Source organism: Bradyrhizobium oligotrophicum, from assembly GCF_051168495.1.
Taxonomy (GTDB): domain Bacteria; phylum Pseudomonadota; class Alphaproteobacteria; order Rhizobiales; family Xanthobacteraceae; genus Bradyrhizobium; species Bradyrhizobium oligotrophicum_A.
The window spans coordinates 463,411-477,730 of sequence record NZ_JBNPVB010000004.1; the positions used below are offsets into that span (position 1 = coordinate 463,411).

Genomic DNA, 14,320 nt, shown 5'->3' on the forward strand with positions numbered 1-14,320 from the left:
TCGCAAGGTTGGTCTGGAGGAACGAGTTTGCGGTTCGAATACAACCGCAAAATTGTTCAAAATACCGGAAAGATACGTCCCCACGTGTGAGCTGGCGCACAGACACGCAATTTTTGCTGCCACGTCCGGGACGGTCGCGCCCAGCGGGTTCCCGCCTGCCATGTTACGCCCCGCCCTCGCCAACTGCGCCCCAAACGTGAATTCCGCACCGCGGCACGCCGCGACGTCATGGTCATCCCGGTTCCCTAGATACCAAAGTTAAAGGCTTTCCCACGTAGATTTTCAGTTGAACGACGAAGAATTGCGAGCAAATGGACACTACGGTACCGCCCTATCGCAGTCCCGACATCGCCGAGGCGGACGGCGCGCGGTCGCCCCCGGCGCGTGACCTGCGCGACCGGCGCGCCGGCCGGCGGCGGCAGATCCTGGCGATGATCGCCGCCTGCTACCTGATCGACGCCGTCATCCTGTTCATCTACGCCCAGGCCGGCACCGTGCCGTCCACGATCGCGCCGTCCTATGCCGCGATCGGCGTTCTCACCGTCGCGCTGTGGACGGTGCTGTCGGAGAGCGGCTTCAACGATCGCTTCCGCGATCACTATCTGGTCGTGCCGCAGTCGATCATCAGCATGATGACGACGGTGGCGTTCTGCTACATCGCGCCGGAAGTCAGCATCGTGTTCCTGTGCACGCTGTATCTGGTCGTCGGCTTCAGCTCGCTGCGCGCCACCCCGCGCCAGACCGCGATCTGCTGGACCTTCCTCGCGCTCGGGCTCGCCGGCCTGTTCCTGCTGACCGACAAGCCGCTCGGCATGCCCACCGGCAACGCCCTGGAGCGGCTCGCCACGCTGCTGGAGTTCCTGCTGACCATCGCCGGCTGCATGTTCCTCGGCATCTTCTCCAGCGCGCTGCGCGAGACGCTGTACCAGAGCGGCCTGAAGCTGAAGGAGGCCTATCGCCGCATCGAAGAGCTGGCCGAACTCGACGAACTCACCGGCGCGCTGAACCGGCGCTCCATCATGGACGTGCTGGAAGACGAGATGGCGCGGTCGCGGCAGGCCGGCAAGCCGTGCTCGGTCGTGCTGATCGATCTCGACTGGTTCAAGCGCATCAATGACGAGCACGGCCATCCGACCGGCGACGACGTGCTGCGCACCTTCGCCATCACCATGTTCGCCAACATCCGCAGCAGCGATCGCTTCGGCCGCTATGGCGGCGAGGAGTTCCTGCTCGTTCTGCCCGGCGCGCCGCCCGAGCCCGCATGCCGGCTCGCGGAACGGCTGCGTCGGATCATCGCCGACCTCGACTGGAGCGCGTTCTCGACCGGGCTGCAGGTCACGTTCTCGGCCGGCGTCGCCACCGCGCGCGGCGACGAGACGACCGAGTCGCTGTTGTCCCGGGCCGACCGCGCGCTCTACGACTCGAAGGCGCAGGGACGCAACCGCGTCACCCGCGCCTGACCGGACGATGTCCGCATGACCGGCAAGACCATGGCCAACGAAAGCCTGCTGGACGAATTGGAGGACACGCTCGCGCACGGCACCGTTGCGCGGCGGGTCGAGACCCTGCGCAAAGTGACCGACCTGTTCGCCGATGGCGCGGCCGACTTCGCCGATGACCAGATCGCGCTGTTCGACGACGTCTTCGCCTGCCTGATCGACCACATCGAGACATCGGCCCGGATGCTGCTCGCGAACAGGCTGGCGCCGCTCGATCGCGCGCCGCCACGGACCCTGCTCCGGCTGGCCGATGACGACGCCATCGAGGTCGCCGGTCCGGTGCTGTCGAAGTCCGAGCGGCTCGATGATGCGGCGCTGATCCGCACCGCGGAGACCAAGAGCCAGGCGCATCTGCTCGCGATCTCGATCCGCCGCGTGCTGAGCAGGGCCGTCACCGACATCCTGCTCCGGCGCGGCAATGAGGCGGTGGTCCACAGCACCGTCAGCAATCCCGGCGCCGATCTGTCGGAGCGCAGCTTCGACACGCTGGTCGACCGCGCCGCGCTCGACGAAAATCTCGCCGCATGTCTCGCCATGCGGCCCAATCTGCCGCGCCATCTCTATCTGAAGCTGGTGTCGAAGGCGTCGGCTACGGTACGCGCGCGGCTCGAAGCAGCGAACCCCAATCTGGCGCAGGAGGTCTCCTCGGCGGTCCGCACGGCAGGCCGGCGGGCGCGGTCGAGCGCCGTCGCGCTGACCAGCGAGACCGAGATCGCGCATGCGCTGGTGCGCTCGCTGCGGGCTGACGGCCGGCTCGACGACCGGCTCCTCGGACAGTTCGCCGAGCAGCGCAAGTTCGACGAGGCGAACGCCGCGATCGCCGCCATGGCCAAGGTGCCGGTCGCCGTTGCCGAGAGCATCATGATCGAAAGCCGCGCCGAGGGCGTCATGATCCTCGCCAAGGTCGCCGGCCTGTCATGGCCGACCGTCGTGTCGATCATCCTGATGCGCGACGAACTGGCTGGCGCGGCCCCCACCGATCTCGTCGCCTGCAAGGCCACCTATGAGCGGCTCCGGCGGTCCACCGCGCAGCAGGTGCTTCGCTTTCATCGCGTCGAGGATGCCGCGAACTCGGCGCGGGCTTGAACTTTGCTCAGTAGCGCAGCACCCGCGCCCCGATCGCGGCCCCCAGACCGGCAACGATCAACGCCGCCGCTGTGTACCAGGTGGCAACGAACAGCGGCGAATCGTCGATGCAATGGGCAGCGTACAGCGTGGCCGCAACGCCCGCCGACACCAGCCCGGCAATGGCGCCCGTCAGGGCCGGGCGCGACGGCGCGCCGTGACGCAGGCCGAACAGCGCCGCCGCCAGCAGCGGCAGCGACAGCACCGGGATCGCGCCGACGCACAGCATCGAATTGTGCCCGACCAGCCGCGCCATCATCGGCGCGCGCTGCGGCAGCATCATCTCCGCCGCCATGCCGCCGACCAGAACCACGATCGGCGCGATCAGCAGCCAGCTCCAGCCATGCAGCGACGCTTCGGGCCGCGACAGATGCAGGCTGATGATCAAGGCCGGAACAGCCAACGCCGTGGTGACGACGAACTTCAGGTCGAAGAACGGATTGCGCACTGCGAGCCAGATGTCGGGCCGGATGCCGAGACCGATGAGCAGCATCGCGGTCGACACCGGCGTCGCCGCCATCAGGGCCAGCGCCAGCACGATGCCGACCGGCAGCGCGCGTTGCGCATTGTCGGCTGCGAGGGTGCGGATGAGCTGATCGGTGTCCATGGTCATGTGTCCCGTAGCTTGGCCGTGAGGCTCGCGAGCGCCCGGTGCAGCGCCACCCGCACCGCGCCCTCGCTCATCGAAAACTTCTGCGCCGTCTGCTTGATCGAGGCAGCTTCCACCGCGATCGACTGCAGCACATCACGCTGGCGCTGCGGCAAGGTCTTCAGTTGCGCCTCCACCTCGCCGGCGGAAACGGACGGTGCAGGCGGCTCGTCGGCCAGCACGTCCTGGAAATCGTCGATATCGACGAACACCCGCCGCCCGCGCCGGCGCAGCATGTCGATCAGCTTGTTGCGGGCGATCGCGAACAGCCAGGGCGCGAACGGCGCGCTGACGTCCCAGGTGTGCCGCTTCAGATGAACCGCCAACAAAATTTCCTGCACGATGTCCTCGGCCTGGTCGGGCGGCTGGCCGGCGCGCGCCAGCCCGCGCCGCGATGCTGCGCGCAGCACCGGCGTGATCGCCTTCAGCAGACGATGATAGGTCTCGTCATCCCCGGCGACGGCCTGGCGCATCCAGGCCGTCCACTCGTCGTCACGCTCGCGCACCTGCGCTCCTACCCCGATAGTTCGTCCGGACCTTCGAGTCGTTACTTAGCAATAGCATCCATCACAAATTCGTGATCACTAGATTGGCCTCGGAACTATCCGACTTGCGCCACACGGAGAGCACGCCAACGGGCGAGTCTCGGAACCGATCGGAACCACTCTCTGCGAACGCTCATAGCACCGAATCGGGCGTTGCAGGATCGGACTTGTGAGCAGCATCGCCAAGGCCGCCGACCGGATCGGCGTCGCCTCTCTTTCGCCGTGAGCGGCAGGAAGATACCCACTTTCTGCCCATTTCTCGACATTTGTCAGGGTCTCACTTCCACCTGGGCTGGCAGGATGGGGAGAAGGCCAACATGACGATCCAAGCCAGTGGACGTTCAGCATTCATCATCGCCGCCGCGTTGGTCCTGAGCCTTGCCGGCACTGGATTGGGACGCGCTGCCGACACGCAGACCTACAGTCCGTTTCTGCCGGTCGGCACAGCCGACGGCGCGGCCGCAGCCAAGCAGGACGTGTTTCCGGCGCCGACGGCGGTCGAGGCGCAGGCTGCGCCCGCAGCGGCCCAGCCGTCCGAGAGCGAACCGGCGCCGGCCGAGCCCGCCACCGTGAACCTCGTCACCGTCAGCAATGACGACAGCTCCGGCTGGGACAAGGCCTCGATCATCGGCAAGATCTTCATCGCCTGCGGCACCCTTCTCACCCTGGGCTCCGCGGCGCGGATGTTCATGATCTGAGACGCCCGAGCGCGGCTCGCTCCTACTTGATGCACACCCCAGCAGCGGGCACATTGCCCGCTGTCTTGATTTGCGGGGTGGCATCATGAGCGTTTACGAGCACATCATCGTCGAGGGCAAGGGCGCGGTCGGTGTCATCACCTTGAACCGGCCGAAGATGCTCAATGCGCTGTCGTTCGGCGTGTTTCGCGAGATCGCCGCCGCCGTCGACGATCTGGAGGCCGACGACGCTATCGGCTGCATCGTGATCACCGGCAGCGAGAAGGCGTTTGCGGCCGGCGCCGACATCAAGGAGATGCAGCCGAAAAGCTTCATCGACATGTTCTCGAGCGACTTCACCGCGATCGGCGGCGACCGCGTCGCACGCTGCCGCAAGCCGACCATCGCCGCCGTGTCCGGCTACGCGCTGGGCGGCGGCTGCGAGCTCGCGATGATGTGCGACTTCATCATCTGCTCCGACACCGCCAAGTTCGGCCAGCCCGAGATCACACTCGGCACCATCCCGGGCATCGGCGGCACGCAGCGCCTGACGCGCGCGATCGGCAAGGCCAAGGCGATGGACCTCTGCCTCACCGGCCGCATGATGGACGCCGCGGAGGCCGAGCGCGCCGGCCTCGTCAGCCGCATCGTGCCGGCCGACAAGCTGATGGACGAGGTGATGGCCGCTGCCGAGAAGATCGCCGCGATGTCGCGCCCCGCGGCCGCGATGGCCAAGGAGGCCGTCAACCGCGCCTTCGAGACCCCGCTCTCCGAAGGCATGAACGTCGAGCGCAACCTCTTCCACGCCACCTTCGCACTCGAAGACCGCGCCGAGGGCATGGCCGCCTTCATCGAGAAGCGCAAGCCGGTGAACAAGAACCGGTGAGCGTCTGACGTTTCGGCCACAAAGCAAAGCGATTCGCCTGCACGCGATTGACGTCCCGCGTCGACCTACGCACCCGCTTACCGCGCGGCCATGCCGCAGCACCGCGACGATTGGTCTGTGGCGAGGGCGCCACAACAAACCATGGAAAAGCCTACGGGATTTCACATCCGCGGTTTGTGTGTGGCCGCCATCCGCCCTAAACGGGTAAACGACTGGTTAAGACAATGGGACGCGGCGGAGTCGGATGGTGGGTCGAGCCAAAGAATTTGGCGTCGGCAGGGTGTGTGTTCGAAGGGGCGGCCTTGGCCTGACCCTGGTCGCCAGCCTTGCTGCCGTCTGCTCGCCGGTGCACGCCGAGGATCTCGCGGCCGCGCTGGCGAAAGCCTATCAGACCAATCCGGCGCTCAATGCCGAGCGCGCCCGTCAGCGCGCCACTGACGAGAACGTGCCGCAGGCGCTGGCCGGCTATCGTCCGCAGCTGATCGCGAGCCTCGGCGCCGGCCTGCAGGCGGTGCGCAACCTGCTGCCCGGCAACACGATCCAGACCGCGACCCTCAAGCCCTGGACCATCGGCGTGACGGTGACGCAGACGCTGTTCAATGGCTTCAAGACCGCCAACAGCGTACGCATGGCCGAGCTGCAGGTGCAGTCGGGCCGCGAGGCGCTGCGCAATGTCGGCCAGGGCGTGCTGCTCGATGCCGTCACCGCCTACACCAACGTGCTCGCCAACCAGTCGCTGGTCGAGGCGCAGCGCTCCAACGTCGCCTTCCTGCGCGAGACCCTGTCGGTCACGCAACGCCGCCTCAATGCCGGCGACGTCACGCCGACCGATGCGTCACAGGCCGAGGCGCGGCTGTCGCGCGGATTGTCCGATCTCAACGCCGCCGAGGTCAACCTCGCCATCAGCCAGGCCACCTATGCGCAGGTGATCGGCATGACGCCGAGCCAGCTCCGCGTCGCCGATCCGATCGACCGCCTGCTGCCGCGCTCGCGCGATGACGCGATCGCACTCGCCAACAAGGAAAACCCGGCGGTCGCCGCCGCGAGCTTCGACGTCGACGTCGCCTCGACCTCGATCCGCGTCGCCGAAGGCAGCCTGCTGCCGACCGTGACCCTGCAGGGCAGCGTCAGCCGCAGCCGCGACACCGACCAGACGCTCGGCACCAACGCGACCGACCAGGCCTCGATCATGGGGAGCGTCAACGCGCCGATCTATGACGGCGGCACCGCGGCCTCGCAGACCCGTCAGGCCAAGGAGCTCGCGGCGCAGAGCCGCCTCGTGCTCGACCAGGTCCGCAACCAGGCGCGCACCGCGGTGGTCAGCGCCTGGGTCGCCAATGAAGGCGCCAAGGTCGCCGTCGGCGCCTCCGAAGCCGAGGTGAAGGCCGCCACCGTCGCGCTGCAGGGCGTCTCGCGCGAGGCGCAGGGCGGCCAGCGCACCACGGTCGACGTGCTGAACTCGCAATCGGACCTGATCCAGGCCAAGGCGCGGCTGATCGGCGCCCAGCGCGACCGCGTCATCGCCTCCTACACGCTGCTCAGCGCGGTCGGCCGGCTCGACGTCAAGAACCTCAATCTCAACACCCCGGACTATCTGCCCGAGGTCCACTACCACCAGGTCCGCGACGCCTGGCACGGCCTGCGCACGCCGTCGGGGCAGTAGCGCTCGTCACCATGCGCGATTGCGGGGCTCGCCGCGCAGATGACGATCCTGTTGTCGTTTGCAGTGAGACGAAAGGCAGCCCCCCCGCGCTCCGCTGTCGTCCCGGGCAAGCCGGAACGGCGCGCAAGCGCCGTGCAGGCGCCGACCCGGGACCCATAACCACAGGACACCGTGGTGACACCAGATCGGAGCCACGCGTGTGCCGCAACACGGCCTCCTGTGGTTATGGATGCCCGCGTTCGCGGGGATGACGACATTGGGTTTGCTTCGCTCTTGCCCCCTGCCCCGCGCCGGTTCACCCTCCTCCCGCACCACGCGCGTCATGCGAACGCACGCGCGACACCCGGGAGGATCACCATGCTCAACCGCCGCAGCCTGCTGCTGGCTTCGCTGGCCGCCGGAGTGACGATGACCACAACAGCCGCCCGCGCCAAGCCCTCACAACCCGCGACGCCGGTCGACTTCGACGTGCCTGCCGATGCCTGCGACTGCCACACCCATATTCACGGCGATCCGGAGAAATTCCCGTTCGCGGCGACCCGCGTCTACACGCCGGAGCCGGCCTCGCCGGAAGAAATGGCCGCCCTGCACAAGGCGCTGCACATCAAGCGCGTGGTGATCGTCACGCCGAGCGTCTACGGCACCGACAATTCCGCGACGCTCTTTGGCATCAAGGCGCGTGGCAAGGATGCGCGCGGCGTCGCCGTCATCGACGACAAGACCACCGAGGCGCAGCTCGACACGATGAACGCCGAAGGCTTCCGCGGCATCCGCCTCAATCTCGCGACCGGCGGCATCAACGATCCCAATGTCGGCCGCGCCCGCTTCCAGGCCGCCGTCGAGCGCATGAAGGCGCGCGGCTGGCACGTGCAGCTCTACACCACGCCGGCCATGATCGCGGCGATCAAGGACCTCGTGATTCAGTCGCCGGTCACGGCGGTGTTCGATCATTTCGGCGGCGCGCAGGCCGAGCTCGGCCTCGAACAGCCGGGCTTTGCCGATCTCATCGAGCTCGTCCGCAGCGGCAAGGTCTATGTGAAAATCTCCGGCGCCTACCGCTCCTCGAAGCGTGGCCCCGACTACGCCGACATGATCCCGTTCGCGAAGGCGCTGATCGAAGCCAACCCCGAGCGCATCGTCTGGGGCACCGACTGGCCGCACCCGGACTCCACGATACGCGCCGACCGCAAGCCGACCGACATCGCGCCGCTGTTCCAGATCGACGACGGCCGCCTGATGAACCAGCTGCCGGTGTGGGCGCCGGATGCCGCGATCCGCAAACAGATCCTGGTCGACAATCCGGCGCGGCTCTACGGGTTCTGACGAGCGACGGCGGCTGTTAGTCCGTAGGGCGGGTTAGCGTAGCGTAACCCGCCGCACGGTGGCGGATTGAGCTGCGCACGTGCTGCCAATGAGTTACTTCGTCATGCCCAGGCTTGTCCCGGGCATCCACGTCGTTCCCAGGGCGCCGGACCACGTGGATGGCCGGGACAAGCCCGGCCATGACGACGTGGAAGCAGAGGGGCGCAAACACGTAGAACGCGATACTAAATAGCGCTGCCCCCGAACGACGAGGGGCGCGGCTGGAGGGCCTTTAGCGCCTCGCCCCGACCTCGCGGAACGACACCAGGCGGCGCTGCTTCTCGTCCCACAGCACCAGCCGGACGCAACGCAGGCTCTCGGGCAGCGTGATGCGGCCGATCTCGCGCAGTTCGGGATGATCGCGCAGCACCACCGGTAGCCGATAATAGGGAATCCGGCTCGACAGATGGTGGACGTGGTGGATGCCGATGTTGGCGGTGAGCCACTGCAGCCATGCCGGCAGGTCGTAGTGTGAGCTGCCATAGAGCGCGGCCTGCTGCATCGTCCAGCGCTCGCCCCGCTCCCAGACGGTGTGCTCGAACTGATGCTGGACATAGAACAGCCAAACGCCGGCCATGGCGGCGAGCAGTATGATCGGGAGATGCACGACCAGGAACGCCTGGATGCCAATCAGCCACATCAGCCCGGCGACGAGCAGTGCGATGCCGAAATTGGTGGCCATCGTGCTGATCCAGGGCGACCAGCCGGCGCGCATCAGGCCGAACGGCAGGCGGTGCTGCAGGAAGAACAGATAGGCGGGTCCGGCCACGAACATCACCAGCGGGTGGCGGTACAGCCGGTAGCGCAGCCGCGCGAAAGCGGACCGCGCCTGATATTCCCGCACCGTCAGCGTATCGATGTCACCGATGCCGCGCCGGTCGAGGTTGCCGCTGGTGGCGTGGTGGATCGCATGCGTGCGCCGCCACCAGTCGTAAGGAGTCAGGGTCAGCACGCCGAGGATTCGGCCGACCCAGTCGTTCGCCTGACGCCCGGCGAAGAAGGTGCCATGGCCGCAATCGTGCTGGATCATGAACAGCCGCACCAGAAAGCCGCCGGCGGGGATCGCGATGAGCAACGACGCCCAGGCGTGGCCGAGCGAGAACGCGAACCAGGCGGCCGTCCACAGCGCCGCCAGCGGCACGGCCGTGATCACCAGCTCGGTGATGCTGCGCATGCGGCTTGGCGTGCGGTAGCTGCTGAGAATCTGCATCCAGTACCGGGCGTCGGCCGCCGTGCGGCCTTCGTCGCCGGCGCGCAGCGTCGCGCGCTCCTGGGGCGGCACAATCGCCATCGCGACTGGCTGATCGAATTGCAATGTCGTCTCCAACTTGTGTTCCCTGCGGGTCGCGCATTGGCGCGGCCGCGTCCAAATGGACCCCTGCGGAGCGCCGAACGGGCTGCAGGAGTTCGAAATCACGAACCTTCGCCGGTCCAATCGTGGTTGAAGCCAGATGGTTCGTCGCGCACGGGCGACGAACCGCTCTGGAAGAAAAAGTCTGTGACGTGCGCCGTCGGGAGGGAGGTCAAGGCGCGCAAGGCAGGCCACCGGAACTTAACCCGCCGAGCGCCCCATTGCTAGGAGAGGACGGGTTACGATCCGTTAATTCGGCCCATCAATTAACACGGTCGGGATCAGATGTGAGGCCGATCTTCCATGTTTCCGTATCATTCCGGACCCAGTTGCAACACGGCGGCCCCGGATTGACGGCCTTCGCCCTCCGGTCACCCGCCCGTCCTGCGCGTGGGATCCACCGCGAGGGCTCCGTTGCGTCGCGAATCGGAGAAGATGTCCCAGATCGCGATGAACATCGCCGCGATCACCGGCCCGATCACGAAGCCATTGAGACCGAATGCCTCGATGCCGCCCAGGGTCGAGATCAGCACCACGTAATCGGGCATCTTGGTGTCCTGCCCGACCAGGATCGGGCGCAGGACATTGTCGACGAGCCCGATGACGAGGGCGCCATAGGCGAGCAGGACCACGCCCTGCCAGATCGATCCGGTGGCCAGGAGATACAGCGCGACCGGAAACCAGACGAGGCCGGCTCCGACTGCGGGAAGCAGGGACAGGAAGGCCATCACGACCGCCCACAGCAGCGGCGCATTGATGCCGAGGAACCAGAAGATCAGGCCGCCGAGCGCGCCCTGCGCCAGAGCGACGAGCAGACTGCCCTTCACCGTCGCGCGGATCACGACCATGAACTTGAGCAGCAGCGCATCGCGCTGCTCCGGACGCAGCGGAATCGCGCTTCTGAGTCGCGTCGACAACGCGCCTTCGTCGCGCAGCAGGAAAAACAGAAGGTAGACCATGATGAACAGATTGACGAAGACCTCGAATGTCCCCTGCCCGATCGTGAGCGCCTGGCTTGCGATGACCTCGCTGCCCTTGAGCAGGCCGGCCGACAGCTTGTCCTTCATTCCGGCGAGGCTGCCGAGCCCGAAGCGGTTGAGCAGATCGACCACCGATGCGGGAAGCGCGGCCAGCATCTTCTGAAAGAACTCGGCGATGTTCAGCTCACCGGACTGGATCTGTTTGTAGACCCCGGACGCCTCCTGCGCCAGCGACGCTCCGATCAGCGACACCGGGAGGATGACGATCACGACGAAGATCAGCACCACGACGGCCGCCGCCAGACCATGCCGGCCGCGCATCGCGCGTGACAACCGGCGATGCAGCGGCACGAAGACGATGACGCCGATGACGCCCCACAGGACCGCGCCATAGAACGGCAGCAGGATCCAGCCGAACATCAGCGATATCGCGACGAGCAGCAGAAGCAGGGCGCGGTCTTCGAGGCTACGCATGTGGCTTCCCTATCCGACCGGGACCGTCGTATCGATCCAGTCTTATTTTCCGCGAACGGTTTGCCGCCTGGCCGGGCGATGGTCAACGTTCGAATCCGGCCTTTTGGCCCCTATTCTCGACGCGATGGCGCTGGCGAAAACATGCTTCGGGACGCCGATTTCGCCTGCCGTCTTAGTGACGAAGCCGATTTCAAGAGCCTGCATGAAAAATAAATCGCTTCTGAAAATCAGCAAATCAGGCGTATAACGTCCGCGTTCCGGTCCGGATGAGGGGCGTACGCGTCGTCACGAGACGTTGGGCCGGCAATGCGGTGGACGTGAGGGCATCGGCGCGCATGATGTGCGGACGAACGATGCGCTTGCGGACGTGAAATCGCGTGGTCCTGGCCTCCCGGTGCTGAGGCCAAGGTGTGCGGAGGTCTGACGAGCTCTGCGATCGACGGGGTCAATCAAGCCGGTCCCCGGGGAGAGCGCGTATAAGCGTTAAAACCGTCGCGCAGGGAATGCCGGGATGTCTCGGCTGACCTGTGGTGACTGCCGCCTGCTTTTTTTTCTGCAGGCGGGCCATGGGTGCGGCCAGCGCCCGGCATTCCCTGCGCCCTCATCATCGTGGAGGGCCCGCCTTCCGGATCAGCTCGGGCGCCCAGCGCCGCGGGATTGCGAACGCGTGCCAACTGCTCAGCGGTTTTAGTACAAAGAAGTCTCGCTGCTACCGCTCTACACCTATAGAGGAAAGCGACCGCCGATGATGAGATCGCTCGCGCGGCAATCTCTGCCACCCTCCCCTGGAGGGGCACGGCAATCGCATGCAGAGTTCCTCAACGAGCGATCCTGCCGATCAGTTACTCCGTCATGCCCGGGCTTGTCCCGGGCATCCACGTCGTTCCCAGCATGCCGGCCGACGTGGATGGCCGGGACAAGCCCGGCCATGACGACGTGGAAAGAGATGAGTAAAAAACTGCAACCATCACATGCGATTGCTCTGCCTGGAGGGGGGAGGTTGGCAGCGGGTTCCGCGGCAAGCCGTAGACAGATTCGAGGACCAGCTCGAATTCCGACAGGCCCCTCCCCCGTTGCCAACCGCGGGGCAAGTCGCAATAAACAGCGCTTTCCGAGCCGGCCGCGCCGGCCCGTCGACCTGGAGGCATGATGATGACGACGAGACCGGCCGCAAAATCATCCGACAAGGATGTCTGGCGCGTCGGCGTGCTGTTCTCGCGCAGCGGACTGATGGCGATCACCGAGTCCGAGCACTTCTTCGGTACGGCGCTTGCGATCCAGGAGATCAACCAGGCGGGCGGCGTGCTCGGCCGCGAGATCGAGGTCATCGCCTATGATCCGGGCTCGCAGCCGGAGACCTTTCGCAAGCTCGCCGACCGGCTGCTGACCGAGGACGGCGCCTCCGTCATCTTCGGCTGTTCGACCTCAGCCGAGCGCAAGGCGGTGCTGCCGGCGATCGAGCGCCGCAACGGCCTGCTCTGGTATCCTTCGCTCTACGAAGGCTTCGAATATTCGCCGAACGTGATCTACACGGGGCCCGCTCCGAACCAGAACGCGTTCCAGCTCGCCGAATACATCGTGCGCAAGCACGGCCCGCGCGTCTATCTGATCGGCTCCGACTACATCTATCCGCGCGAATCCAACCGCATCATGCGCGACCTCGTCGAATCCTATGCCGGCCGCGTCGTCGGCGAGCACTATGTCACGATGGAAGCGAGCGACCCGGAGCTGACGCGCGGACTCGACGCGATCAGGGACGCCGCGCCCGACGTGGTGTTCTCGACCATCGTCGGCCGCACCGCGCAGCGCTTCTACCGGATGTATGCGCAGGCCGGCCTCGATCCGAAGCAGCTGCCGATCGCGAGCCTCACCATGGCCGAAGGCGAGGTGCGTGCCATTGGCGCCGACTATTGCGCGGGCCATCTGACGGCCGCGAGCTATTTCGGCACGCTGGCGCGCGACAGCAACGACCGTTTCAAGGCGGCGTTCGCGGCATCGTTCGGCGCGGATACACCGGTCAGCATGTGGAGCGCCTCAGCCTATGCGCAGATCAAGCTGTTCGCGCGGGCGCTGGAACAGGCGGGCAGCCTCGACACGCAGAGACTGGTGGAGGCCGCGCTCGGCCTCAGCCTCGAGGCGCCGGAGGGACCGATCCGGATCGATCCCGACAACAACCATGTCTGGACGACGCCGCGGATCGGCCGCGTCCGCGCCGACGGCCAGTTCGACATCGTCTGGGAGAGCAAGAGCCCGATCAAGCCGGATCCGTATCTGTCGGTGTCGCCGATCGGCGGCCGCTGGCTGAGCGAAGAGGCGCTGTCAGCATGAGGCCGGATGACCGCATGAAGCCCGGCGTGCGCCGCCTGATCGAGGAGCTGCGCGGCGCCCGCGTGCTGGTGATCCATCCGCGCGACGCCGAGGGCGACGCGCTGATCGACCAGCTCAAGCGCATCGGCTGCAACGTCCGCGGCGTGTGGCCGCCGCCGGCCGCGATCCCGCACGACATCGACACGGTGTTCCAACTGATCGAGACCTCGGAAGAGATGATATTCCCTGAAGGGACCAGCGAGCATCCGCTCACCTTCATCGCCATCGTCGACTACGAGAATCCGACCATCTTGAAGCGCCTGCTCGACAGCAATGCGCATGGCGTCGTCAACAAGCCGATCCGCTCGTTCGGTATTCTCTCCTCGCTGGTGCTGGCGCGCTCGCTACGCGGCTACACGCGCCGGCTCGAAGGCAAGGTGCAGAAGCTCGAGGAGACCTTGAAGGCGCGCCGCGACGTCGACAAGGCGGTCAAGATCTTGATGGGATTGAAGCAGGTCGGCGAGGTCGAGGCCTATGAGCTGATCCGCGCGCAGGCGACCCAGAAGCGTGTCGCCATGGCCGATATCGCGATTTCCATCATCAATGCGCAGGAGACGCTCGGTGGATTGGGGGTGCTCGATGCGCCGGCCTCGCGCTGAACGTGTGTGTACGCGCTCACGCCTTGAGCAGGCGGGGCCTCAAATTTTTGCAAGTGACGGCGTTGACTTCGTTTCGTGCATGAGGGTTACTTGAGGGAGATGCGGACATCGGATGTCCGCCAATGGCCGGTCGGCCATTTTAC

The 14,320-nt window shown here is 66.3% G+C and carries 13 protein-coding genes; 9 read left to right on the top strand and 4 right to left on the bottom strand.

Going from position 1 to position 14,320, the window contains the following annotated elements:
- Positions 1–311 precede the first annotated feature (311 nt).
- Together ACQR1B_RS11510 and ACQR1B_RS11515 are read left to right on the top strand one after the other, a co-directional pair.
- Positions 312–1,460 (top strand): GGDEF domain-containing protein, encoded by a 1,149-nt coding sequence (locus ACQR1B_RS11510; protein WP_434830821.1) that lies wholly within the window; start codon positions 312–314, stop codon positions 1,458–1,460.
- Positions 1,461–1,475: 15 nt separating this feature from the next.
- Positions 1,476–2,585, top strand: a complete 1,110-nt coding sequence (locus tag ACQR1B_RS11515; RefSeq protein WP_434830820.1) for a DUF2336 domain-containing protein — start codon at positions 1,476–1,478, stop codon at positions 2,583–2,585.
- A gap of 7 nt (positions 2,586–2,592) precedes the next feature.
- On the opposite strand, the gene ACQR1B_RS11520 is transcribed toward ACQR1B_RS11515, so the two are convergent.
- Complete coding sequence (locus ACQR1B_RS11520) at positions 2,593–3,231, bottom strand: NrsF family protein (protein ID WP_434830819.1); 639 nt, start codon at positions 3,229–3,231, stop codon at positions 2,593–2,595.
- A 2-nt stretch (positions 3,232–3,233) separates the two neighbouring features.
- On the bottom strand, positions 3,234–3,779 hold the full coding sequence (locus ACQR1B_RS11525) for a sigma-70 family RNA polymerase sigma factor (RefSeq protein ID WP_434830818.1): 546 nt from the start codon (positions 3,777–3,779) through the stop codon (positions 3,234–3,236).
- A gap of 356 nt (positions 3,780–4,135) precedes the next feature.
- Here ACQR1B_RS11525 and ACQR1B_RS11530 point away from each other — a divergent pair, with 356 nt between their 5' ends.
- The 4 genes from ACQR1B_RS11530 (at position 4,136) to ACQR1B_RS11545 (ending at position 8,367) form a co-directional block, all read left to right on the top strand.
- On the top strand, positions 4,136–4,516 hold the full coding sequence (locus ACQR1B_RS11530) for a hypothetical protein (protein ID WP_434830817.1): 381 nt from the start codon (positions 4,136–4,138) through the stop codon (positions 4,514–4,516).
- Between the two features lie 85 nt (positions 4,517–4,601).
- The gene (locus ACQR1B_RS11535) at positions 4,602–5,381 is read left to right on the top strand and encodes an enoyl-CoA hydratase (RefSeq protein ID WP_434830816.1); all 780 of its coding nucleotides are present in this window, start codon (positions 4,602–4,604) and stop codon (positions 5,379–5,381) included.
- A gap of 244 nt (positions 5,382–5,625) precedes the next feature.
- The gene (locus ACQR1B_RS11540) at positions 5,626–7,044 is read left to right on the top strand and encodes a TolC family outer membrane protein (protein WP_434830815.1); all 1,419 of its coding nucleotides are present in this window, start codon (positions 5,626–5,628) and stop codon (positions 7,042–7,044) included.
- A gap of 357 nt (positions 7,045–7,401) precedes the next feature.
- Positions 7,402–8,367: an amidohydrolase family protein gene (locus ACQR1B_RS11545; RefSeq protein ID WP_434830814.1), complete on the top strand. Its 966-nt coding sequence runs from the start codon at positions 7,402–7,404 to the stop codon at positions 8,365–8,367.
- Between the two features lie 271 nt (positions 8,368–8,638).
- Here the strand turns inward: ACQR1B_RS11545 and ACQR1B_RS11550 are convergent, their stop codons facing one another.
- Together ACQR1B_RS11550 and ACQR1B_RS11555 are read right to left on the bottom strand one after the other, a co-directional pair.
- Positions 8,639–9,697: a fatty acid desaturase gene (locus ACQR1B_RS11550; RefSeq protein ID WP_434831195.1), complete on the bottom strand. Its 1,059-nt coding sequence runs from the start codon at positions 9,695–9,697 to the stop codon at positions 8,639–8,641.
- Between the two features lie 431 nt (positions 9,698–10,128).
- Positions 10,129–11,211 carry an AI-2E family transporter gene (locus ACQR1B_RS11555; protein ID WP_434830813.1) on the bottom strand — a complete coding sequence of 361 codons (1,083 nt, stop codon included), beginning with the start codon at positions 11,209–11,211 and terminating at the stop codon, positions 10,129–10,131.
- Between ACQR1B_RS11555 and ACQR1B_RS11560 the strand changes: the two genes are divergently transcribed.
- The 3 genes from ACQR1B_RS11560 (at position 11,210) to ACQR1B_RS11570 (ending at position 14,177) form a co-directional block, all read left to right on the top strand.
- Positions 11,210–11,458, top strand: a complete 249-nt coding sequence (locus ACQR1B_RS11560; protein ID WP_434830812.1) for a hypothetical protein — start codon at positions 11,210–11,212, stop codon at positions 11,456–11,458. The two genes, ACQR1B_RS11555 and ACQR1B_RS11560, sit on opposite strands and share 2 nt — an antisense overlap.
- A 905-nt stretch (positions 11,459–12,363) precedes the next feature.
- Positions 12,364–13,539, top strand: a complete 1,176-nt coding sequence (locus tag ACQR1B_RS11565) for a transporter substrate-binding domain-containing protein (RefSeq protein WP_434830811.1) — start codon at positions 12,364–12,366, stop codon at positions 13,537–13,539.
- Between the two features lie 14 nt (positions 13,540–13,553).
- Entirely contained in the window at positions 13,554–14,177 is a 624-nt protein-coding gene (locus tag ACQR1B_RS11570; RefSeq protein ID WP_172131072.1) for an ANTAR domain-containing response regulator, read from the top strand.
- Positions 14,178–14,320 lie beyond the last annotated feature (143 nt).

Bases quoted from the DNA above. Each gene is read 5' to 3' on its own strand.
- ACQR1B_RS11510 (WP_434830821.1), top strand. From the start codon at position 312: ATGGACACTACGGTACCGCCCTATCGCAGTCCCGACATCGCCGAGGCG.
- ACQR1B_RS11515 (WP_434830820.1), top strand. From the start codon at position 1,476: ATGACCGGCAAGACCATGGCCAACGAAAGCCTGCTGGACGAATTGGAG.
- ACQR1B_RS11520 (WP_434830819.1), bottom strand. From the start codon at position 3,231: ATGGACACCGATCAGCTCATCCGCACCCTCGCAGCCGACAATGCGCAA.
- ACQR1B_RS11530 (WP_434830817.1), top strand. From the start codon at position 4,136: ATGACGATCCAAGCCAGTGGACGTTCAGCATTCATCATCGCCGCCGCG.
- ACQR1B_RS11535 (WP_434830816.1), top strand. From the start codon at position 4,602: ATGAGCGTTTACGAGCACATCATCGTCGAGGGCAAGGGCGCGGTCGGT.
- ACQR1B_RS11540 (WP_434830815.1), top strand. From the start codon at position 5,626: ATGGTGGGTCGAGCCAAAGAATTTGGCGTCGGCAGGGTGTGTGTTCGA.
- ACQR1B_RS11545 (WP_434830814.1), top strand. From the start codon at position 7,402: ATGCTCAACCGCCGCAGCCTGCTGCTGGCTTCGCTGGCCGCCGGAGTG.
- ACQR1B_RS11550 (WP_434831195.1), bottom strand. From the start codon at position 9,697: ATGGCGATTGTGCCGCCCCAGGAGCGCGCGACGCTGCGCGCCGGCGAC.
- ACQR1B_RS11560 (WP_434830812.1), top strand. From the start codon at position 11,210: ATGTGGCTTCCCTATCCGACCGGGACCGTCGTATCGATCCAGTCTTAT.
- ACQR1B_RS11555 (WP_434830813.1), bottom strand. From the start codon at position 11,211: ATGCGTAGCCTCGAAGACCGCGCCCTGCTTCTGCTGCTCGTCGCGATA.
- ACQR1B_RS11565 (WP_434830811.1), top strand. From the start codon at position 12,364: ATGACGACGAGACCGGCCGCAAAATCATCCGACAAGGATGTCTGGCGC.
- ACQR1B_RS11570 (WP_172131072.1), top strand. From the start codon at position 13,554: ATGAAGCCCGGCGTGCGCCGCCTGATCGAGGAGCTGCGCGGCGCCCGC.